The 18,913-nt window shown below is 69.8% G+C and carries 20 protein-coding genes; 10 read left to right on the forward strand and 10 right to left on the reverse strand.

Going from position 1 to position 18,913, the window contains the following annotated elements; translation table 11 throughout:
* Window positions 1-58 precede the first annotated feature (58 nt).
* The 4 genes from BLQ50_RS06705 to BLQ50_RS06720 form a co-directional block, all read right to left on the reverse strand.
* A complete protein-coding gene (locus BLQ50_RS06705) occupies window positions 59-238 on the reverse strand; it encodes a hypothetical protein (RefSeq protein WP_093182256.1) in 180 nt (59 codons plus the stop codon).
* A 70-nt stretch (window positions 239-308) separates the two neighbouring features.
* Window positions 309-545, reverse strand: a complete 237-nt coding sequence (locus BLQ50_RS06710) for a YceI family protein (RefSeq protein ID WP_093182258.1) — start codon at window positions 543-545, stop codon at window positions 309-311.
* Between the two features lie 120 nt (window positions 546-665).
* Window positions 666-2,405, reverse strand: a complete 1,740-nt coding sequence (locus BLQ50_RS06715; RefSeq protein ID WP_093182259.1) for an ABC transporter ATP-binding protein — start codon at window positions 2,403-2,405, stop codon at window positions 666-668.
* The gene (locus BLQ50_RS06720) at window positions 2,402-4,204 is read right to left on the reverse strand and encodes an ABC transporter ATP-binding protein (RefSeq protein WP_093182261.1); all 1,803 of its coding nucleotides are present in this window, start codon (window positions 4,202-4,204) and stop codon (window positions 2,402-2,404) included. Before BLQ50_RS06720 ends, BLQ50_RS06715 begins: the two co-directional genes overlap by 4 nt.
* 54 nt (window positions 4,205-4,258) lie before the next feature.
* Between BLQ50_RS06720 and BLQ50_RS06725 the strand changes: the two genes are divergently transcribed.
* Genes BLQ50_RS06725 through moeB form a run of 3 tightly spaced genes read left to right on the forward strand, consistent with a single transcriptional unit; the run spans window position 4,259 to window position 6,519 of the window.
* Complete coding sequence (locus BLQ50_RS06725) at window positions 4,259-4,690, forward strand: DUF3817 domain-containing protein (protein ID WP_093182262.1); 432 nt, start codon at window positions 4,259-4,261, stop codon at window positions 4,688-4,690.
* A 7-nt stretch (window positions 4,691-4,697) separates the two neighbouring features.
* Window positions 4,698-5,258, forward strand: coding sequence for a hypothetical protein (locus BLQ50_RS06730; RefSeq protein WP_093182264.1), 561 nt, complete (start codon window positions 4,698-4,700; stop codon window positions 5,256-5,258).
* Window positions 5,259-5,289: 31 nt separating this feature from the next.
* Window positions 5,290-6,519: a molybdopterin-synthase adenylyltransferase MoeB gene (gene moeB / locus BLQ50_RS06735; protein ID WP_245700968.1), complete on the forward strand. Its 1,230-nt coding sequence runs from the start codon at window positions 5,290-5,292 to the stop codon at window positions 6,517-6,519.
* A 55-nt stretch (window positions 6,520-6,574) separates the two neighbouring features.
* Here moeB and thiO read toward each other — a convergent pair whose 3' ends face one another.
* Window positions 6,575-7,813: a glycine oxidase ThiO gene (gene thiO, locus BLQ50_RS06740; RefSeq protein ID WP_093182267.1), complete on the reverse strand. Its 1,239-nt coding sequence runs from the start codon at window positions 7,811-7,813 to the stop codon at window positions 6,575-6,577.
* A 193-nt stretch (window positions 7,814-8,006) separates the two neighbouring features.
* Between thiO and guaA the strand changes: the two genes are divergently transcribed.
* Window positions 8,007-9,587, forward strand: coding sequence for a glutamine-hydrolyzing GMP synthase (guaA, locus tag BLQ50_RS06745; protein WP_093182623.1), 1,581 nt, complete (start codon window positions 8,007-8,009; stop codon window positions 9,585-9,587).
* 201 nt (window positions 9,588-9,788) lie between these two features.
* Complete coding sequence (locus BLQ50_RS19275) at window positions 9,789-10,745, forward strand: hypothetical protein (protein WP_342672053.1); 957 nt, start codon at window positions 9,789-9,791, stop codon at window positions 10,743-10,745.
* Between the two features lie 68 nt (window positions 10,746-10,813).
* Here the strand turns inward: BLQ50_RS19275 and BLQ50_RS06755 are convergent, their stop codons facing one another.
* Both BLQ50_RS06755 and BLQ50_RS06760 read right to left on the reverse strand, forming a co-directional pair.
* The gene (locus tag BLQ50_RS06755; RefSeq protein WP_093182268.1) at window positions 10,814-11,113 is read right to left on the reverse strand and encodes a hypothetical protein; all 300 of its coding nucleotides are present in this window, start codon (window positions 11,111-11,113) and stop codon (window positions 10,814-10,816) included.
* A complete protein-coding gene (locus BLQ50_RS06760) occupies window positions 11,110-12,558 on the reverse strand; it encodes a PspC domain-containing protein (protein ID WP_093182270.1) in 1,449 nt (482 codons plus the stop codon). The genes BLQ50_RS06755 and BLQ50_RS06760 overlap by 4 nt, the downstream gene beginning before the upstream one ends.
* A gap of 170 nt (window positions 12,559-12,728) precedes the next feature.
* Here BLQ50_RS06760 and BLQ50_RS06765 point away from each other — a divergent pair, with 170 nt between their 5' ends.
* The 4 genes from BLQ50_RS06765 (at window position 12,729) to arfB (ending at window position 16,146) form a co-directional block, all read left to right on the forward strand.
* Entirely contained in the window at window positions 12,729-14,123 is a 1,395-nt protein-coding gene (locus BLQ50_RS06765; RefSeq protein WP_093182271.1) for an ATP-binding protein, read from the forward strand.
* Window positions 14,120-14,782, forward strand: a complete 663-nt coding sequence (locus BLQ50_RS06770) for a LuxR C-terminal-related transcriptional regulator (RefSeq protein ID WP_093182273.1) — start codon at window positions 14,120-14,122, stop codon at window positions 14,780-14,782. Before BLQ50_RS06765 ends, BLQ50_RS06770 begins: the two co-directional genes overlap by 4 nt.
* An 83-nt stretch (window positions 14,783-14,865) precedes the next feature.
* The gene (locus BLQ50_RS06775; RefSeq protein ID WP_093182274.1) at window positions 14,866-15,627 is read left to right on the forward strand and encodes a sirohydrochlorin chelatase; all 762 of its coding nucleotides are present in this window, start codon (window positions 14,866-14,868) and stop codon (window positions 15,625-15,627) included.
* A gap of 72 nt (window positions 15,628-15,699) precedes the next feature.
* Window positions 15,700-16,146 (forward strand): alternative ribosome rescue aminoacyl-tRNA hydrolase ArfB, encoded by a 447-nt coding sequence (gene arfB, locus BLQ50_RS06780; RefSeq protein ID WP_093182276.1) that lies wholly within the window; start codon window positions 15,700-15,702, stop codon window positions 16,144-16,146.
* Between the two features lie 95 nt (window positions 16,147-16,241).
* Here the strand turns inward: arfB and BLQ50_RS06785 are convergent, their stop codons facing one another.
* Entirely contained in the window at window positions 16,242-16,580 is a 339-nt protein-coding gene (locus BLQ50_RS06785) for a hypothetical protein (protein WP_093182277.1), read from the reverse strand.
* A 211-nt stretch (window positions 16,581-16,791) separates the two neighbouring features.
* Window positions 16,792-17,649 carry an SDR family NAD(P)-dependent oxidoreductase gene (locus tag BLQ50_RS06790; protein ID WP_093182279.1) on the reverse strand — a complete coding sequence of 286 codons (858 nt, stop codon included), beginning with the start codon at window positions 17,647-17,649 and terminating at the stop codon, window positions 16,792-16,794.
* 165 nt (window positions 17,650-17,814) lie between these two features.
* Between BLQ50_RS06790 and BLQ50_RS06795 the strand changes: the two genes are divergently transcribed.
* Window positions 17,815-18,654 (forward strand): helix-turn-helix transcriptional regulator, encoded by an 840-nt coding sequence (locus BLQ50_RS06795; protein ID WP_093182280.1) that lies wholly within the window; start codon window positions 17,815-17,817, stop codon window positions 18,652-18,654.
* Between the two features lie 8 nt (window positions 18,655-18,662).
* Here the strand turns inward: BLQ50_RS06795 and BLQ50_RS19335 are convergent, their stop codons facing one another.
* Window positions 18,663-18,872: a GNAT family N-acetyltransferase gene (locus tag BLQ50_RS19335; protein ID WP_175559049.1), complete on the reverse strand. Its 210-nt coding sequence runs from the start codon at window positions 18,870-18,872 to the stop codon at window positions 18,663-18,665.
* Window positions 18,873-18,913 lie beyond the last annotated feature (41 nt).

Here is an 18,913-nt window from a genome sequence, read left to right on the forward strand (position 1 = left end):
GCGGGGATCGTCGGTTGTGTGCGGTAGCCATGGCCGACGCAGGCTCGTCCTGTGCCTGCTACTCACCAAGCAGGAGCAGCATCTTGACCGTTCCGGAGTCCGCGAACCTGACGAACCCATAGTCCGGGGGCACGACGGCGACGTCGGAGAACGGGATCGGGATGGATCCGCTCACCTCCACGTCCGTCGCCGCCTGCTGGGCCTCGAGCGTGGCAGCGACCGGCTGGGTCGTTCCCATGGTCGTGGGGTTCCCGGCTGCCTCGACGCTCGCGGCCCCGAGGTGATCCCTGAGATGTCGACGGGGGCGGTCAGCTCGAAGGTCGCGGTGGAAACTGACCCGTCCTCAGGAAGCTGAGGAAGTGGTCGTCGCGGTCGGAGCTGTCGGTGGTGACCGTGGTCATGTCCACGGTCACGGAGGCCGCGGTCAGTCGACCCTGCTCGACCGTGACGGTTCCGGTGACGTCGTCGGTGCGCCCGACGACGGTTACATCCTGGCCATAGAGCACCTCGGCGACGCGGTACCCGGCCTGCGACCCGTCGCCGATCGTCTAGGTCCCTGCGAAGGAGTCGACGGTCGCCTCGCCAACCGTCGACGTGTCGCCATCAGCTTTTTGCGCACGGAGAGGTCCTGACCCTCGAAGGATTGGCGGGTTGGACTCCTTCGGCTACGCCTGCTGCCAGCTGTGCCACAGTCTGGCATAGTCGCCGTCGGCTGCCACGAGCTCGTCGTGCGAGCCGATCTCGGTGATCAGCCCACCGTCGACCACGGCGACGCGGTCGGCGTCGTGCGCGGTGTGCAGGCGGTGCGCGATCGCGACGACGGTTCGCCCGGCGAGCACCGCGTTGAGCGAGCGCTCCAGGTGACGCGCCGCGCGCGGGTCGAGCAGGCTCGTGGCCTCGTCGAGGATGAGCGTGTGCGGGTCGAGCAGCACCAGCCGCGCGAGCGCGACCTGCTGCGCCTGAGCGGGGGTGAGTACATACCCGCCCGAGCCGACCTCGGTCTCGAGACCCTCGGGCAGGGCATCCGCCCAGGTCCGCGCGTCCACGGCTTCGAGGGCGTCCATGAGCGTGGCGTCGTCCGCGGTCACGTCGGCCAGGCGCAGGTTCTCCGCGAGCGACCCCACGAAGACGTGGTGCTCCTGGGTGACGAGTGCGACGTGACGACGCAGGTCTTCGAGGGGCAGCTCGATGAGCGGCACCCCGCCGACCTTGACCGATCCACCGGTGGGAGGGTGGATGCCCGCGAGCATCCGGCCTAGCGTCGACTTGCCGGCCCCGGACGGACCGACCACCGCGAGGCGTTCGCCGACGGCGAGGTCGAGATCGATCCCGTGCAGCACGTTGTGCCCGGGTCGGTAGGCGTACTCGACGCCGTCGGCGACGATGTGCTCGTCGGAAGGCGTGCGTTCGCCCTGCTCACGGTCGCGCTCGACGAGCCCGACCCCGATGATGCGGGCCATCGACGTGGCGGCGACCTGGATCTCGTCGAGCCAGAAGATGAGCTCCCACACCGGGCCGACGAGCTGCATGGAGTAGAGCACCACGGTCGTCACTGCACCGATGGTCACGTGCCCCTGGGAGAGCAGGTACCCGCCCCACAGCAGAACCGCGATCGGCCCGATGACGAAGGCGCTGTCCATCCCGGGGACGAGCACGGTGCGCAGGTTGAGGGTGCGGGTCTCGGCCGCGAAGGCCTCGCGCAGGTCCGCGTCGATCTTCGCCCGACGGCGGGCGCCCAGGCCCAGGGCGTCGACCGTGCGGGCGCCTTCGACGGACTCGGTGATCGAGCCGTTGAGCGCCGCGTAGGCGGCCGACTCGCGCAGGTAGGCGGGCGCGGCACGCTTGAGGTACCACCGACCGATCACGAGGATGATCGGCGTACCGACGAACATGCCGAGCGCGACGAGCGGCGCTGTGAAGAACGCCGCGATGAACGTCAGGACGATCGTGACCGAGGCGACGAGGATGCGCGGCACCCCGAAACGCACCGAGTGCTGGACGCGGTCGACGTCGTTGGTCGTGCGACCCACGAGGTCACCGGTCCCGGACCGCTCGACGGTCGAGAGGGGCAGCTCGGTCACCGTCGCGAGGAAGTCCTCGCGCAGGTCCGCGAAGACCGTCTCGCCGAAGATCATCGCGTTGCGCTGGGCGAAGCGGATGAGCACGGTCTGGGCGATCACCGCGGCGACGAGGATGCCGACGACCTTGTTGACGTACCCGGACGTCGTTCCCTGGGTGACGGCGTCGACGAGCCCGCCGAGCAGCAGCGGACCGACCAGACCGGCGAGCGCGGCGAAGGTGTGCAGAGTGATCACACCGGCCAGAGGGCGCTTGTTGGCGCGCAAGAGCATGGCGGTGTGCTTGCGCACCGTCGCGCCGTCCGCGATGGGGAGCTTGTTGTTCATCGGGTCACCTCCTGTGAGGACTCGTCGGTGTCGGGGGTCGTTGCGCCGCTGTGAGCAGGTTCTTCAGCCAGGGACCGGCCCACCACGGACCGGTAGTGGTCGTGGGCCTCGCCTACCCCGGCGAGCAGCTCGCGGTGGGTGGCGCGGGCGATGACCTCGTCGTCGCGCAGCACGATCACCTCGTCGACGTGGTCGAGCACGAGCGGGCTCGCTGTGACGATGAGCGTCGACCGTCCCGCGCGGGCGGCGACCAGCCGCTCGGCGATGCGTGCCTCGGTGTGCGCGTCGACCGCGCTCGTCGGCTCGACGAGGATGAGGTATTCCGCCTCGGTCAGCAGCGCACGGGCCAGGGCCACGCGCTGGCGCTGGCCTCCGGAGAGAGAACGACCCTTCTCGGGGAGCTCGCCAGCCAGTCCGTCTGGGGTGGAGTCGAGCACGTCCTGGGCGTCGGAGACGACGAGGGCAGCGTAGATCTCGTCGTCGGTCGCCCGATCACGGACGTCGAGCTCGTCACGGAGCACGCCGGAGAACAGGTGAGAGGTGGCCTCAGCAACCACGATCCGCTCGCGCAGCACGGCCTTGTCGATCTCGCGCAGCGCGGTGCCGCCCAGGTGCACGGGTGTGGCAGCCTCGGCGTCGTCGTTGAAGCGGCCCATCCGGGTGGCGACATTGGCGGAGTCGTCCGGGCGTTCGCTCACCAGGGCGACGATGCGGCCCGGTGCGAGGGTGACGCCTGTCGTCTCGTCGCGGAGCACGGCGCCCGGCTGGGGTGCCGGCGCGGTTCCGGGCTCGTGCCCGGCAGCGGGGACGACCTCAAGAACCTTGATGATCTTGCGTGAGGACACAACTGCTCGGGTGGTGATCTGCAGCGTCTGGGTGAGGTTCTGCAGCGGCCAGGACAGGAAAGCGGCGTAGCCGTAGAAGGTCACCAGCTGTCCAGGGGTGATCTCCCCGGTGATGGCCTGCTGGGCGGCGATCCATAGGACGAGTGCCACGAAGAGCCCGGGCAGGAGCACCTGGAGCGCGTCGAGGTAGGACTGGGTCGTGGCCACCCGGACAGCGGCGGCACGCACGCGCTGGGACTGCGCGCGGTAGCGGTTGGTGAAGACGGCTTCGCCGCCGATGCCGCGCAGGATGCGCAACCCCGAGACGGTGTCTGCACCGAGGGTGGTCAGTCTGCCGGACGCCTCACGCTGGGCGCTCTGGCGGGCTTGCAACGGCTTGACAAGCAGGCCGAGGATCGCGGCGACTACAGGCAGCCCGATGGCGACGATGATGCCGAGCTTGAGCGAGGTCACCAGCATGAGGATCGCCACCGCGATGTAGGCGACGAGACTTCCGATGAAGCGGGCGGAGTTGAAGAAGAACTCCCCGATCCGTCCGGAGTCGCTCGCCACGGTCGCGACGACCTCACCGGTCGGGATGGTCTCGGTCACGGCGTCACCGCTGCGGCTGACCTTGTTACCGACGAGCTGGGAGACGGAGAACGCGGCACGGAGCCAGTTCTCGACGTCGTAGCGGTGTCCGAAGGCGCTCGCGACGACCTGGACGGTGCCCGCGGCAAGCATGAACCCGGCCCACTTGACCAGCTCCCGGCCGAGGCCCTGCTCGAGGCCCTCGTCGAGGGCATGGCCGAGGGCGTACGGCATGACGGCCTGAGCCAGGAAGGTGATGATGCCGAGGGTGACAGCCACAGAAAGCACCCCCCACTGGCGGCGAGCCTGCCAGGCGAGGAACGAAGAGGCGGATGTCAGCGGGGGAGTCCCGGGGTCGGGGAGGGGAAGGGGGCGCACGGTCATTAACATTAGGTCGTGGCACTGACACTCGGCCACAGTTTATTCGGAAGGCTTCCCATGACGTCCCCCACAGACCACGACGCACAGACTGCCTCGTCACAGGCGCCTGCCGCCACAGACGGCTCCTCCGAGGCGGCCCAGGCCGCCCGGGCGAAGATCATCGGCGCCGCTCGTGGCGCCCTCAAGCGCTACCGCATCATGGCGTACGTCACAGGCGTGATGCTGCTGCTCCTCGTTGTCGAGATCTTGGTCAAGATCTTCGCCGGCGACGACGCGGTGAAGTATGTGAAGTGGATCCCCTTCGCGCACGGCTGGATCTACGTCGTCTACCTCGTGACGGTCGTCGACCTGTGGTCGAAGATGCGGTGGCGCTTCGGCCGCCTGGCCGTCATGGTGCTCGGTGGCGTCGTGCCGGTCATGTCCTTCGTCGTGGAGAAGAAGGTCCACGCCGACGCCGACGCCCGCATCGCGGCCGCCCGCGAGGTCTGACTAGGCCATGACCCGCAGCCCGGGCGCGGCGCTCGCGCGGTTCGGTGCGGTGGTGCTCTCGGTGGCCGTCGCGCTCGGGGTGTGCCTCGCGCCAGCGTCGGCCTCGCCGGCCGGCGCCGCTGTACCCGGCGCCGCTGTGCCCACTACCTCAGTGCCCGACTACTCGACCGGCCCCTTCGCTGGCCGCCTGTGCGGCGGCGGCCGCGGCGACTTCGTGTGCGTCGCCGCCCGCGCGGTCACGGCGATGACACAAGGCAGCGGGCACCGGGCCGACGCCGTAGCGCAGGGCCGGACCTGCGAGGTCCAGTCCGGCCTGTGGGTCTGCTTCGGGATCGAGTCGATCCTCGCCCAGCGTGGCGGGACGACGTACGGGGACACCTTCCTCACGTCCCGGGGCGCCGAGGCGCTCGCCCCCGGCCTCCTCGCGCACGAGAGCGAGCACGTGCGCCAGTGGCGGCTCTTCGGTCCGGACTTCGCCCTCCTGTACCTGCTCGAGGGCACCGACCCGTGCGCCAACTACTTCGAGATCGCGGCGGGGCTCGATGCAGGCGGATACACGTGCCCCTGACGGGGCCCACGTGGCGACCTCACCCGTGTGGTTGGGTGGACGGGTGACCTCCACCGCTTCCGCCCTCGCCACCCTCGGCCCCCTCGTGGCCGAGTCCGCGCCGCTTCCCCCGGCCGAGCTCGCCCGGTACGCCCGCCAGATCACGCTGCCGCAGATCGGTATGAGCGGCCAGCGCCGGCTGAAGAACGCCCGTGTCCTGGTCGTGGGCGCGGGCGGGCTCGGCAGCCCAGCGCTCCTCTACCTCGCCGCCGCAGGGGTGGGCACCCTGGGCGTGGTCGACGACGACCGCGTCGAGGAGTCCAACCTGCACCGTCAGGTGATCCACGGCGTGGGCGACGTCGGCGCGGCCAAGGTCGACTCGGCCCGGGCGGCGGTCGCCGCGATCAATCCCCACGTGGTCGTGGAGACCCACCCTGTCCGTCTCACCGCGGCCAACGCCCTCGACATCCTCGGCGGCTACGACCTCGTGCTCGACGGCGCCGACAACTTCGCCACCCGCTACCTGGTCAACGATGCCTGCGAGATCCTCGGCATCCCGTGCGTGTGGGGCGCGATCTTGACCTTCCACGGTCAGGTCAGCGTGTTCTGGGCGGCCCCGCCGTCCGGGGTCGAGGGCGTCACCTACCGCGACATCTTCCCCGAGGCGCCGCCCGCGGGAAGCGTCCCGAGCTGCGCCGAGGGCGGGGTGCTCGGTGCGCTGTGCGCGACGGTCGGCTCGGTCATGGTCAACGAGGCGATCAAGCTCATCACCGGCGCGGGCCGGAGCCTGCTCGGTCGACTCGCGCTCTACGATGCCCTCGAGGTCAGCTGGCGAGAGCTGTCGATCGGCGCGGACCCGAGCCGGATGCCGGTGACCGAGCTGATCGACACGGTGGTCGCGTGCGAGGTGCCGGCGCCGGGCACGGGTGTGGGCGCCGGTCCGGACGCTGGCGCCGCGCCCGTGGAGATCACCGCCCGCGGCCTCGCCGCGCTGCTCGCCTCCGGGACCGACGTCCACGTCCTCGACGTCCGGGAGGCCTTCGAGCGAGAGATCGTCGCGATCGAGGGCTCGGTCCACGTGCCGATGGCTCAGCTGCTGGCCGACGGCGGCCTCGCCGCGGTGCCGACCGACCGCCCGGTTGTCGTGCACTGCAAGGTCGGGGGGCGCTCACAGGCCGTCGTCGACGCCGCCCGCCGAGCGGGCATGACGAACGTGGCGAACCTCACCGGTGGCGTGCTCGCCTGGGTCCGCGACGTCGACCCGAGCCTGCCGACCTACTGAAGCTGTTGGCTCGACGTACCGAACGACTCGCGCGAACCGCACCAGCAGCGCGTGCTCATCGGGTGGTCTCCGGTCCAAAGCGTCGTGGGTCGGCGGCACCCAGGACCGCCGCCAGGTCAGGATCGTCGCTGGGTGCCGCGCCGAGCAGCCCGCCCACGGCCACAGCGGTGAGCGGGGTGAGCAGGATCCCGTTGCGGAAGTGCCCGGTCGCGGCGAGCAGCCCGGGCACACCGGTCTCCCCGATCAGCGGAAGGCTGTCCGGGGTGCCCGGTCGCCCCCGGTTGGTGACCTCGACGAAGGACAGCTCGTCGATGCCGGGCACGAGCGCTCGGGCGTCGCGCAGCAGCGCGAACACCCCACCGGCACTAGCCATGTCCTCGGCGTCGCGCTCCTCGCTCGTGGCGCCGACCACCACGTCCCCGCCCGCCCGGGGAACGATGTAGATCGGGCGCATCTGGACCGTCCCGCGCACCACGTGCGCCAAGTCGAATCCGGGGGAGGTGCGCAGCCGCAGGGTCTGGCCTGTCACTGCCCGGACGGGCAGTCGCACGTGCCGCATCGGCGCCACCAGCCTGCCCGACGCCGTTCCCGCGGCCAGCACGACCGTCCCGGCATGGTGGACCCCACCATGGGCATCGGTCGCGCCGATCGCTCTCCCGTCGCGACCGAGCAGCAGCTCGGTCGCGCTCGACCGAATGAATGTGGCGCGCGGATCGGCGGCCAGCACGGCGAGCAGCGCGCGGTGCACGGCCCGCGGGTCGACCTGGTGGTCGCCCGCGACCCACAGGGCGCAGGACAGCTGCGGACCCAGGAACGGCTCGCGCTCGCGGGCCTGGGCGACCGTGATCGGCTCCGAGCGCAGGCCGAGCCGCGTGTGCAGGGCGTGCAGGCGGTCCAGCTGCGCGGCGTCGGCCTGGTCGTAGCCGACCGTGAGTGTCCCGCTCGTCTCGAAGCCGAGGTCCATCCCGGCGGCATCGGCCAGCTCGGCTGCAAAGGCAGGCCACAGGGATGCCGAGGCGACGCACAGCGCGGTGAGGGCGTCTTCCCCGACCGTCGCCTCGGTGACGGGCGCGAGCATGCCGGCTGCGGCGAAGGTCGCCCCGGCGCCGGGGGAGGGATCGAGGTACGTGACGCTCTGGCCACCGCGCAGCGCCTGCCAGGCGACCGCGGCCCCGATGATCCCCGCGCCGATGATGAGGACGTCGTTCGTGGAGGGGTGCGTGGAAGGCAGTGGTGGGGACAGTTGCGGAGAGGTCGCTCGTGGCGCAGACGACCGCCTCGCAGGTGCGCGCATAGGACGGTGCTCCCTTCGCTGGCATGACCCAGAGCAGGTTCGACGGTCGGCATGCTGCCCTCTCGGGCCCGCCCGTGCACCGATGCTCGCACGGACCGCGCAGGACCGCGCGACGCGGACCACTTCTGTGTCGGTCCGCTCACAGTGGCCGTTGGCTGAGCGGCCCACCTCGCGGGGCGACTATCCTGGGTCCGTGACGCACACCCCACCCACTTTGCCGCGCCCGGTCCTCGTTGTTGACTTCGGCGCGCAGTACGCGCAACTGATCGCACGCCGAGTCCGCGAGGCGAAGGTCTACTCCGAGATCGTCCCGCACACCTTCTCCGTCGAGCAGATGCTCGCGAAGAACCCGGCGGCGATCATCCTCTCCGGCGGTCCCTCCTCGGTGTACGCCGACGGCGCGCCCTTCGTGGACCCCGCCCTGTTCGACGCCGGCGTGCCGGTCTTCGGCATCTGCTACGGCTTCCAGGCGATGGCCAAGGCCCTCGGCGGGACCGTCGCCCAGACGGGTCTGTCCGAGTACGGCGGCACGTCGGTCGACGTCTGCGAGGCCGGTGCCCTGCTGCACGGCTCGCCCGAGCAGCAGACCACGTGGATGAGCCACGGCGACGCCGTGCACTCTGCCCCTGAGGGCTTCCGGGTCTTGGCGACCTCGGCCGGCTCCCCGGTCGCGGCCTTCGAGAACACCGAGCGTCGCCTCTACGGCGTGCAGTGGCACCCCGAGGTCAAGCACTCCCCGCTCGGCCAGCAGGCGCTCGAGAACTTCCTGTACAACGGTGCCGGACTGGCCCCGGACTGGACGCCGAGCAACCTCATCGCCGACCAGGTCGAACTCATCCGCGCCCAGGTCGGTGACGCCCGGGTGATCTGCGGGCTGTCCGGCGGCGTCGACTCCTCCGTGGCCGCTGCCCTCGTGCAGAAGGCCATCGGCGATCAGCTCACCTGCGTCTTCGTCGACCACGGTCTGCTCCGCGAGGGCGAGGCGACCCAGGTCGAGGAGGACTTCGTCGCTGCGACCGGCGTCCAGCTCAAGGTCGTCGATGCCCGCCAGCGCTTCCTCGACGCGCTCGCCGGTGTGAGCGACCCCGAGACCAAGCGCAAGATCATCGGCCGCGAGTTCATCCGCGTCTTCGAGATCGCCGCGCGGGAGGTCGTCGAAGAGGCTGGCGAGTCCGGTGCCGAGGTGAAGTTCCTCGTCCAGGGGACGCTCTACCCCGACGTCGTCGAGTCTGGCGGCGGCGAGGGCGCGGCCAACATCAAGAGCCACCACAACGTCGGCGGGCTCCCCGACGACCTGGCCTTCTCACTCATCGAGCCGCTGCGCGCGCTGTTCAAGGACGAGGTCCGGGCCGTCGGCCTCGAGCTCGGCGTGCCTGAGGTCATCGTGTGGCGCCAGCCGTTCCCGGGCCCTGGTCTCGGCATCCGCATCGTCGGCGAGGTGACCGCCGAGCGCCTCGACATCCTGCGCGCGGCAGACCTCATCGCCCGCGAGGAGCTCACCAAGGCAGGCCTGGACCGCGAGATCTGGCAGTGCCCCGTGGTGCTGCTCGGCGACGTGCGCTCGGTCGGCGTGCAGGGCGACGGGCGGACCTACGGTCACCCGATCGTGCTGCGCCCGGTCTCCTCCGAGGACGCGATGACCGCGGACTGGACCCGGCTGCCCTACGACGTCCTCGCGACGATCTCCACCCGCATCACCAACGAGGTCAAGGACGTCAACCGCGTTGTCCTCGACGTGACGAGCAAGCCACCGGGCACGATCGAGTGGGAATGACGGCGCGAGCTGTCTGATCAGCGGTGACGGCGGGGCAGGTCTGCGGACCTGCCCCGCCGTCCTGCGTCCAGGGCCGCGCGACACTCCTCGATACCAGAGCGCGAACATCCGTCCTGTTCGCTACGGTGTGTCCAAGAGCCACATGAGGTAGCGGCCTCGACGAGGCCCGCCATCGAGCGCTTCCATCTTGAAGGAGATCAGATGTCGAGCAAGGTCACGATCAGGCAGAGCAAGGGCGTCAGCGTCGTCGGCCTCCTCACGCTCATCGCGGGGGTCGTTCTGATCCTCGCCGGTGGCGTGACGTGGTGGGCAGTCTCGGACAAGCTCTCCCAGGAGGGGATCACGGTCTCGGACGACGCCTCCTTCCTCGCCGGCCGTCACGTCAACGACCCGTTCTCGGCCTTCGCCCAGGCCGAAGTCATCAACAAGCACGCGCTTGCCATGACCGACGGCAAGACCTACGCCGAGCTGCCGCAGGACGACCCGCGGCGTGAGACGGTCATGAACGCCTCGTTCTTGCGGGCCTCGCTGTTCACCTCGGTCGTGTCCTTCGGCGTCGCGGCCCTCGTGATGGGCCTGGGCGTGCTGTTCATCCTCGTCGGTTGGGCGCTGCGCCGTCTCGCCGGCGGACCGCCCGTCATCGTGGAGACCACGGGTGCGCACGGCGCGCACGCGCTCGCCCCCCAGGCACCGGCCGCGGCCGGACCGCGCCACCAGTCCCCGCCCTCGGCGACTGCAGAGACGGCAGCCGACGCTGCTCCCGCTGCTCCCGCGGCTGCTGCGGCGCCTCTTGCGCCGACTGCTACACCCCCGGCTGCCGCGCCGGAGGATCCGATCCGGCGTAGCCGCTCCGAGCGCTCCGTCCCGACCTCGTCCCCGTCGCCCGCGGGCGAGCGCCCCGAGGCGAGCACGACGAGGACGCCGGTGTTCGGTTCGTCCGACGCGGACGGCGCCGCACCTGACAGCGCTGCATCCGCCAGCCCCGCGCCGGTAACCACCCCGCCCGTCACGCAGCCAGCTGCCCCGCAGACGCCGGCCGAGCCCGCGGTACCGACCGACGCGCCACAGGCAGACGAGCGCCCGGCCGGGTGGGCCTCACCGGCCGATCGTGTCCCGCCGGTCGAGAGCACCTCGGACGAGAACGGCACCACCAAGTAACGGCGCACCAAGAACGACACAGGCCGGGCAGGACCGCGAGGTCCTGCCCGGCCTGTGTTGTTCCGCAGCTATCTCTTGCGAGTGGCAGAGACGATCGAGGTGGCGACGAGGGCCACGCCGGCAACGCACAACAGGGCGATGAGCGCGAGCTCGTTGTCGAACTCGGCCCCGAGGGCCCGGGCGAGGACCCCCGCGCCGACCACGATGATGATCAGTCCCCACACGACCGTGCTCATCCGGACCGGCGGGCGCGAGGCAGCTGTGGGAATCTGCTCGACCGGCCGCGCGTCGTCGGATCTCGTGGAGCCGGTGAGGGGGGGCTCGGCCTGAAGGTCTTCCGCCTCTGGGCGCTCTGTCGAGTCGTTCATGACTCCTCCTTGATGAGAATGTCGCCCGCGCCGGCCTGGATGTCCAGGTGGATCTGCGGAGTTGCGCCGTCGCGGACGTCGGAGGTCTGAAACTCGACGATGCGGTTGCCGACCCCGCCGCGGCTGAGGTCTGCGTCCTCGACCCGCCATGTGGCGTTCCCGGCCCCCAGGCGGACCTCGGCCGAGGCGGATGTGTCTTCAGGCAGGATGATCGTGAGGTCGCCGACCCCCATGTTCACCGGGACCGTGATGGCGTGGCCGGAGGTCAGGGGGAGATCGGTGAGGTCGATCGTGAGATCTCCCGCGCCGATCGAGAACCCGTCGGTGGCCTCCTGCATGGTTGTCGGCGTGAAGGTCCCCTCGCCGATGAGCGTCCCGCTCGAAAGCTGCGTGCCGAACACAACGAGCGAGAGCGGGCTGACCAGCACCGCCATGAGGGCGATGAAGCCCAGAATCCCGGAGGACCGTCCGCGGAAGCCCGCCACGACGATCCCGGTGCCGGCCAGGATAGTTGCGGCCCCGAGGGTCGTGAAGACGATCCGACCGTCCGACCCGTCGTAGGCGCCAGCCCGGTCGGCGAGCAGCAGCCCCGCGAAGGTCAGCAGTGCGAGCCCGACCACGACGCCAAGCGATGCCGCTCCGGGACCCTTGACGGGCGGGCGTGAGTCCTTGGCCTTGACGGCCTTGACGGCCTTGACAGGCTTGACCGGCTGGCCGGGCCATCCCTGGGGGGCCGGTGCGGCGTAGGGGACGTAGGGAGCCTGCGGCGGGACGGACTTGGACAGGTTCGGCGGCGCCGGAGCTGTGATCGGCTGAGGTCCGCCGTCTTGTGCGGCGGGGTAGGACGGGGTCGGCTGCGGCGTCGTCGGGTAGGTCGCGCTGGGGGACTGCTGACCGTGCGGCGGCAGGGCCCCGGACTTCTCCTTGCGGACCGTGACGAAGAGGTAGATCGCGAAGATGGTCAGCGCGAGCCAGAACAGCCCGTCGAACCACCCGTAGCCCCACGTGCCCCACCAGCCGAACTGGCCGGTGCGCCAGAAAAGCCCGATGAACAGCACGATCCCGGCCCCGGCGATCGCCGAGTCGAAGCGGCCGCGGATCGCCTCTTGCAGGTGGATCCTGCCGTCGCTCTGTTCGGGCAGCAAGGCCCAGCCCGCGGCGTAGAGGATGAATCCGACGCCCGAGAGCAGCATGAGCACACCGAAGGCAGCGCGGATGAGCAATGCGTCGACCCCGAGCCGCAGGGCCAGGCCGGAGGCCACCCCGCCGATCCATCGGTCGTTCGTGCGCACGATGCCGCCACGGCGGATCGAGTCGAAGAAGGCGTCGATCCGGTCGGGACCGTTCGGCGGTGTCGGCCCAGGCTGCGGGCCTGACGTCCCACCGGGCGACCAGGGCGGTGCGCCGGGCCCGGTGGGGGGGAGGGGGGAGTCGTCGCTGTTCATATGTAGATCCTGGTCCCTGCGGCGGCCCTCTGGCTATCGGGTGACACCCTGACCCGACCCTGATCTGCGCGCAGGTCAAGCCCTGATTCCTCCCTGGTTCCCACCGAATAGGCTAGAGGGACCCCACTGTGCGGCGCCGCGCGTGTGACCATCAAGGAGTGACCTTCGCAGTGAACTCGTCTCCACCAGCCGCACCGGCGCCGGCGCCAGCTCCCGGGCAGCCCGCGCGGCTCCCGCTGCGCCGTCCCCAGCGGGGCCGGATCGTGGGCGGGGTGTGCCTGGGCGTCGCCGCGCACCTTGATCTGCCGGTGCGCACGGTGCGGCTGTTCGCCGTCATCCTGGCCTTCGTCGGGGGCGTCGGCATCCTTGCCTACCTGTTCCTGTGGACGCTTGTCCCGTCGGGCGACCCGGCGCAGATCGCGGCCGACGAGCGTGACCCGGCGCTCGCGCGTCTGGCACCTCGCGCGGACCTCACCCCGGGCACGAGCCGCCTCGACGACTGGCTGTCCAGGTTCCCCGTCCGCGACATCCTCATCGGCGTGCTGGCCCTCGTTGGCGCCACCGCGCTCATCGCGAGCCGCTTCGGGGTGCGGATCGAATGGTCCTGGGTGCTCCCCGTGGTTCTTGCCCTGGCCGGGATGGGACTCGCCTGGAGCCAGCTCGACGAGACGCAGCGCGGGCAGTGGCTCACCCGGGCCGGCGGGCGCACCACGAACGGGATCCTGCGTCTCGCCGCCGGACTGGTCCTCGCCCTCGTCGGGGTGCTGCTCCTGGTCAGCCAGGACATGCCGTCCGCTGCGATGCTCCCGGCGGCCGTCGCGGCGCTCGCGGTGCTCGCCGGCGCGGCGATCGTGCTGGCCCCGTGGTGGCTGCGGCTGGGCCGTGAGCTCGGTGAGGAGCGGGCGGCTCGCGAGCGGGCGAACGAGCGCGCGGACATCGCCGCCCACCTGCACGACTCCGTCCTGCAGACGTTGGCCCTCATCCAGCGCAGCGCCGAGCGTCCCGGGGAGGTGACCCGGCTCGCCCGCAACCAGGAACGCGAGCTGCGCGAGTGGCTCTACACAGACCGGTCGGCCGCCGGGACGTCTTTGGCAGCGGACCTCGTGGCGCTCGTCGCGGAGGTGGAGAACACCCTGACCGAACGCTCGGGCGGCGGGGAGTCGATCTCCGTGGACACCGTCATCGTGGGCGACGCCGTCCCGACCGAGGCGACCAGCGCGCTGCTGCAGGCCACCCGCGAGGCCCTGGTGAACGCCGTCGTGCACGGGAAGCCGCCGGTGTCGCTGTATCTCGAGGTCAGCGCGGATGCCGCGGAGGTGTTCGTGCGGGACCGCGGTGACGGGTTCGACCTGGACAGTGTCCCGCGCGACCGGTTCGGGGTGCGCGAGTCGATCCTCGGGCGGGTTCAGCGCCGCGGCGGTGAGGCGAGCGTGCGCACCGGACCCGGGCGCGGGACCGAGGTCCGCCTGCGGCTGCCGCTGACCGACGCCGCGCACCCGAATCCGGCCGCGCACCCGAACCCCACCGCGCAGAACCCCACCGATCCCGCAGGAGAGCACCCATGACAGCCGCCGAAACGATCCGCGTCGTCCTCGTCGACGACCACGACATGTTCCGGGCCGGGGTGCGGGCCAGCCTCGACGCCCACGTCGAGGTGGTCGGTGAGGCCGGGGACGTCGACTCCGCAGTCGAGGTCATCCGCGCGACGGCGCCCTCGGTCGTGCTCCTGGACGTCCACCTCCCCGGCGGAGCGGGCGGCGGCGGGGCCGAGGTGCTCGCCCGCTGCGCGGACCTGCACGCCGCGACCCGCTTCCTCGCGCTGTCCGTCTCCGACGCGGCCGAGGACGTCGTCGCGGTCATCCGCGCGGGTGCGCGCGGGTACGTGACCAAGGCGATCTCCGGACCTGAGCTCAGCGCGGCAATCGACCGGGTGGCCGGGGGGGACGCCGTCTTCTCACCGCGACTGGCGGGATTCGTGCTCGACTCCTTCGGGACGCAGGCGGCCGACGTCGCGGTGGCAGACGACGAGCTCGACCGGCTCTCGGCCCGTGAGCAGGAGGTCATGCGCCTGATCGCCCGGGGGTACTCCTACCGGGAGGTCGCGAGCGAGCTGTTCATCTCGATCAAGACGGTCGAGACGCACGTCTCGGCGGTCCTGCGCAAGCTGCAGCTCTCCTCCCGGCACGAGCTCACCCGGTGGGCGGCTGCCCGCAGACTGCTCTGACCCTGCCCGCGGTCGGCAGAGACAATCCGAAAGATCACCCTCCATCTTTGCGAGCCCGCCGTGAGGTCGGGCACGATGGGAACATGGACAACGACGCCTTCACCGACGACCTCGAAGGAACCGATCATCACCCGGTGCTGATCGCCTGCTCGCACGGAACTGACAATCCGCAGGGGCGGGCGGTCGTCAGCCACCTCGTCGGTCAGGTGCGTGAGCTGTTGCCCGACATCGAGGTCCTCGAGACGTACGTGGACGTGCAGTATCCGCAGGTCGACGAGGTCGTAGCCAGCGTCGCCCCCGGGCGTGGGGTGGTTGTGGTGCCGTTGCTGCTCTCGGGTGGCTTCCACGTCAATGTCGACATCGCATCGGCCGTGAGGTCCCGCGTCTCGACCGGTTCCCCTACGGTAGCTGCGTCCCCTCTGGGTCCGGACCCGCGCCTGGCGAGCATCCTCGTCGACCGTCTCGACTCCGCGGGCGCACTGCCCGGCGACGCGGTCGTCGTCGCGGCAGCCGGGTCGAGCGACGCGGCCGCGGCGGCCGACGTCGAGCAGGTCGCGGCCGACGTCGCAGAGTCCTGGGAGGGGCCGGTGAGCATCGGCTACGCGGCCTCGGCGACGCCGCGCGTGGCCGTCGCGACCGACCTGGCGCGGTCCGCGCTCGGCGGCGCCGAGCACGGTCGGGTGGCCATGGCGACCTACCTGCTCGCACCTGGATTCTTCAGCAATCGCCTGGCGGAGGCGGGGGCCGACATCGTGGCCGAGCCGCTCGGTGCGCACCCGCTCATCGCGCAGATCATCGTGGACCGGTTCAACGAGGCGCTCACGCAGCTGCCGGCGGCCGTCTAGGCCTGTCTTCTGCCGTGCGGTCTGCTCGGTAGTCCGCGTGCTTTCGCTGTGGTCGCGGGGCATCCTTGTCCCATGGACACCCCGCTACGCGTCACCGACACCCTGAGCCTCGCCCCGAGCGAGCTCGGGTGGCGCTTCTCGCGGTCCTCGGGCCCGGGCGGCCAAGGTGTCAACACCGCCGACAGCCGGGTCGAGCTCACCTGGGACCCGACGACGTCGCTCGCCGTCGCGGGGCTGCCACCCTCGGTCAGGGATCGCCTCATGACCCGGCTCGAACCAGTCCTGGTCAACGGCAAAGTGGTCATCGCTGCCTCCGAGCAGCGGGCGCAGCTCCGCAACCGGCAGGCTGCTCGTGAGCGGCTGGCCCAGATGCTTCGCGAAGGCATTGCGCCGCCCCCTCGCGCGCGACGTTCCACCAAGCCGACCCGCGGCTCGATCGAGAGGCGGCTGGTGGCCAAGAAGTCTCGGTCGCGGATCAAGTCGGGACGGTCAGGCCGCCATTCTGGTGCTGACTCTTAGGCAACCGCCCCGAACAGCTCACCGTCTCGACCCTCGCCGCGGCAGCAGGAGTCAGCGGCCAGCTCCTCTACAGCCGACCTGACCTCATGGAAGGGCTACGCCGGCACCAGGAACAGCACCCCGATACCGGCACCGGCCCACTCCGAGCGGCACGCACCGCGGACCTGGTCAACGTCCACGACACCATCAAGAGACTCAAGGGCGAAATCCGAGAACTGAATCGGAAGCTCGAGGCGGGCCTCGCCGCCCAAATCGAGCTGCGCGACGAGAAGCGGATCCGACAACTCTACGAACAACGCGGCCACGAAATCGAACGCCTGCTTACCCACAACGCCGATCTGATCCGCACCGTCACGCAGCTGCGAGAACTCGTCCGTAGCCTCGAAGACGACCTCGCGGTCGAACGCACCGCTCTGCGCGAGCTCACCGGTCAACCCGCCAACGTCACAAGCATCCGGTTTGGGGAGTGTCTCACAAAGCCCGCCGATCGGTTGTTGCGTTTGAGATACCTGAATGCGAATTCTTTACGGGCGGGTCATGCGGGCACAAGGCCGGCACGCGCGGCGCGGACCCCAGCGTTTGCCAGGGAGTGCCCGCTGAGCCTCCCGCTTACGGGCGAGCAGTCAACGGCTTCCGGCCGGGGCTTTATCCCAACATCCCGACCTTTGTGCTGACGGCCGACCAGAGTATCGATGCCGCCTCAGGGTCCAGGCCACCCTTGCCTGGTTTGCGTACTTTCGGATTGCCCTTGATGCTTCCGAAACCGCTCGGACCGATGTAGGCATTGCCGTCCACATTCTGGGTGGCCGCGAAGAGAGTGGGTAGGGCGCCGTGCTCGGGGTCGTTCAGCAGGAACGAGAGCCTGTTGATGGCGTTCGAGGACGAGTGCGCGGCCAGCGTCGTGGTCGCGATTCCCGGGTGCGCCACAACGGAACGCACCGTTGATCCTGCCGCGGTCAAGCGCCGTTGGAGTTCGAGGGAGAACAGCACGACCTGAAGTTTCGAGTCGTTGTAGGCATCCATGGGCTTGTATGCGCGCGTTTCCCAGTTGAGGTCGGCAAGGTTCAGGTGCCCCATTCGGTGCAGCTGGCTCGTCACCCACACGACCCGGTCGGTGATGTGGGGCAGCAGCAGGGCGGTGAGCAAGAACGGACCGAACGAGTTCGTTACCGTTTGTACATCCAGTCCGTCGCGGGAGCGCGACAGAGGAATATCCATGACGCCGGCGTTGTTCACGAGGACATCCAATGACCCGGTCCACGCGTCGGCGAACGCTCGCACGCTCGTCAGGTCGGACACGTCCAGTTGGCGAACCTCGGTGTCGCCGACCATCCTGGTCGCGACGTCGTGTCCCTTCTCGAGGTTGCGAACTGCGAGCACGACGTGGGCCCCTGCTGCAGCGAATTCGCGGGCGGTGATGAGTCCGATACCGCTGGAAGCGCCGGTCACCACCACGGTCTTGCCTGTCATGGCCGGCATGTCTGCTGTGGTCCACTTGCTCATGGCTCTCCTCCTTTATTCGCGGCCATTCGTTCGGCTACGAAGACCAGTTCACCGTCTGGTTCCACGGTGTACAAGGACACGTTTATCCACTGAACGCCGTGCACTGGATGAGAATCGCAAGAAGAGGCAGAGTGGCAGAGACGAGAGAGGGAAGGCAGCACACACATGGACCAGATCGGGGTCGGACGTTTCATCCGCAACCGCCGCGAGGCGCTGCAACCCGAAGACGTCGGACTGCGGCGCGGATCCCGTCGTCGCAGCATCGGGCTCCGACGCGAAGAGGTCGCCGAACTTGCGGACATGTCAGCCGACTACCTCTCACGACTAGAGCGCGGCGCCGGCCCGCAGCCGTCGGAGCAGATGATCGGCGCACTCGCCCGCGGCCTGCGGCTGACCGTTGACGAACGCGATCATCTGCTGCGCCTCGCCGGCCACCAGCCATCAACGAGGCCCGGATCATCTACTCATGTCAATCCCGGGCTGATGCGAATCCTCGACCGTCTCATCGATACGCCGGCACAAGTCATGGGGCCGCTCGGTGAGACTATTACCCAGAACCCCGCCGCCATCGCTCTCCTCGGCGACGAAACCCATTACACCGGGCCCATGCGAAGCGCCACCTACCGGTGGTTCACCGACCCGACCTCACGATCTCTCTACCCCCAAGACGACCACGAGCATCACAGTCGGGTTCACGTATCCCAGCTCCGCACCGCAGCTGCCCGTCTCGACCCCGCGAGCACCACGCCACTGATCCTGCACCTGCGCAAACACAGTGCGGAATTCGCTCGCCTATGGGAGACAAACGAGGTAGGACTCCGTCACTCGCAAGAGAAGCGATTCACGCACCCCGAAGTCGGTGACCTCACTCTTTTCTGCCAAGTGACCCTCGATCCCGACGAAATGCAGACCCTCCTCGTATTCACCGCCACGCCCGGGACCATAAGCGCAGAGCGACTCCAGCTCCTCACGGTCGTCGGATCAACTACTCTGACCTCCCGCTGACCGTTCCGCTATCGAACACTCCTGGAAAGGAAGACGAGAGGTCCGCGCTCATCGCCTTCTACACGCTCTCGCTCAAACCCGAGAGCCTCGAGCGCGCGGAGAGAAGCCTCGTTCCATTCGCGGACAGTGGCCCACACCTGTTCAAACCCGGCTCGAGAAGCCGCTGCAACCACAGCACCAGCGGCCTCTCGACCAAAGCCCTCCGAATCCTGGAACACGCGCAGATCCCATGCGCGCCGCCTGCAACTTATCCATCATC

Source organism: Sanguibacter gelidistatuariae (assembly GCF_900096585.1).
In the GTDB taxonomy this organism is placed as follows: domain Bacteria; phylum Actinomycetota; class Actinomycetes; order Actinomycetales; family Cellulomonadaceae; genus Sanguibacter; species Sanguibacter gelidistatuariae.

Excerpts from the sequence above, each read along its gene's own strand:
- BLQ50_RS06705 (WP_093182256.1), bottom strand. The coding sequence starts at position 238 with ATGGGAACGACCCAGCCGGTCGCTGCCACGCTCGAGGCCCAGCAGGCG.
- BLQ50_RS06715 (WP_093182259.1), bottom strand. The coding sequence starts at position 2,405 with ATGAACAACAAGCTCCCCATCGCGGACGGCGCGACGGTGCGCAAGCAC.
- BLQ50_RS06720 (WP_093182261.1), bottom strand. The coding sequence starts at position 4,204 with ATGACCGTGCGCCCCCTTCCCCTCCCCGACCCCGGGACTCCCCCGCTG.
- BLQ50_RS06725 (WP_093182262.1), top strand. The coding sequence starts at position 4,259 with ATGACGTCCCCCACAGACCACGACGCACAGACTGCCTCGTCACAGGCG.
- BLQ50_RS06730 (WP_093182264.1), top strand. The coding sequence starts at position 4,698 with ATGACCCGCAGCCCGGGCGCGGCGCTCGCGCGGTTCGGTGCGGTGGTG.
- thiO (WP_093182267.1), bottom strand. The coding sequence starts at position 7,813 with ATGCGCGCACCTGCGAGGCGGTCGTCTGCGCCACGAGCGACCTCTCCG.
- BLQ50_RS19275 (WP_342672053.1), top strand. The coding sequence starts at position 9,789 with ATGTCGAGCAAGGTCACGATCAGGCAGAGCAAGGGCGTCAGCGTCGTC.
- BLQ50_RS06755 (WP_093182268.1), bottom strand. The coding sequence starts at position 11,113 with ATGAACGACTCGACAGAGCGCCCAGAGGCGGAAGACCTTCAGGCCGAG.
- BLQ50_RS06760 (WP_093182270.1), bottom strand. The coding sequence starts at position 12,558 with ATGAACAGCGACGACTCCCCCCTCCCCCCCACCGGGCCCGGCGCACCG.
- BLQ50_RS06770 (WP_093182273.1), top strand. The coding sequence starts at position 14,120 with ATGACAGCCGCCGAAACGATCCGCGTCGTCCTCGTCGACGACCACGAC.
- BLQ50_RS06775 (WP_093182274.1), top strand. The coding sequence starts at position 14,866 with ATGGACAACGACGCCTTCACCGACGACCTCGAAGGAACCGATCATCAC.
- arfB (WP_093182276.1), top strand. The coding sequence starts at position 15,700 with ATGGACACCCCGCTACGCGTCACCGACACCCTGAGCCTCGCCCCGAGC.
- BLQ50_RS06790 (WP_093182279.1), bottom strand. The coding sequence starts at position 17,649 with ATGAGCAAGTGGACCACAGCAGACATGCCGGCCATGACAGGCAAGACC.
- BLQ50_RS06795 (WP_093182280.1), top strand. The coding sequence starts at position 17,815 with ATGGACCAGATCGGGGTCGGACGTTTCATCCGCAACCGCCGCGAGGCG.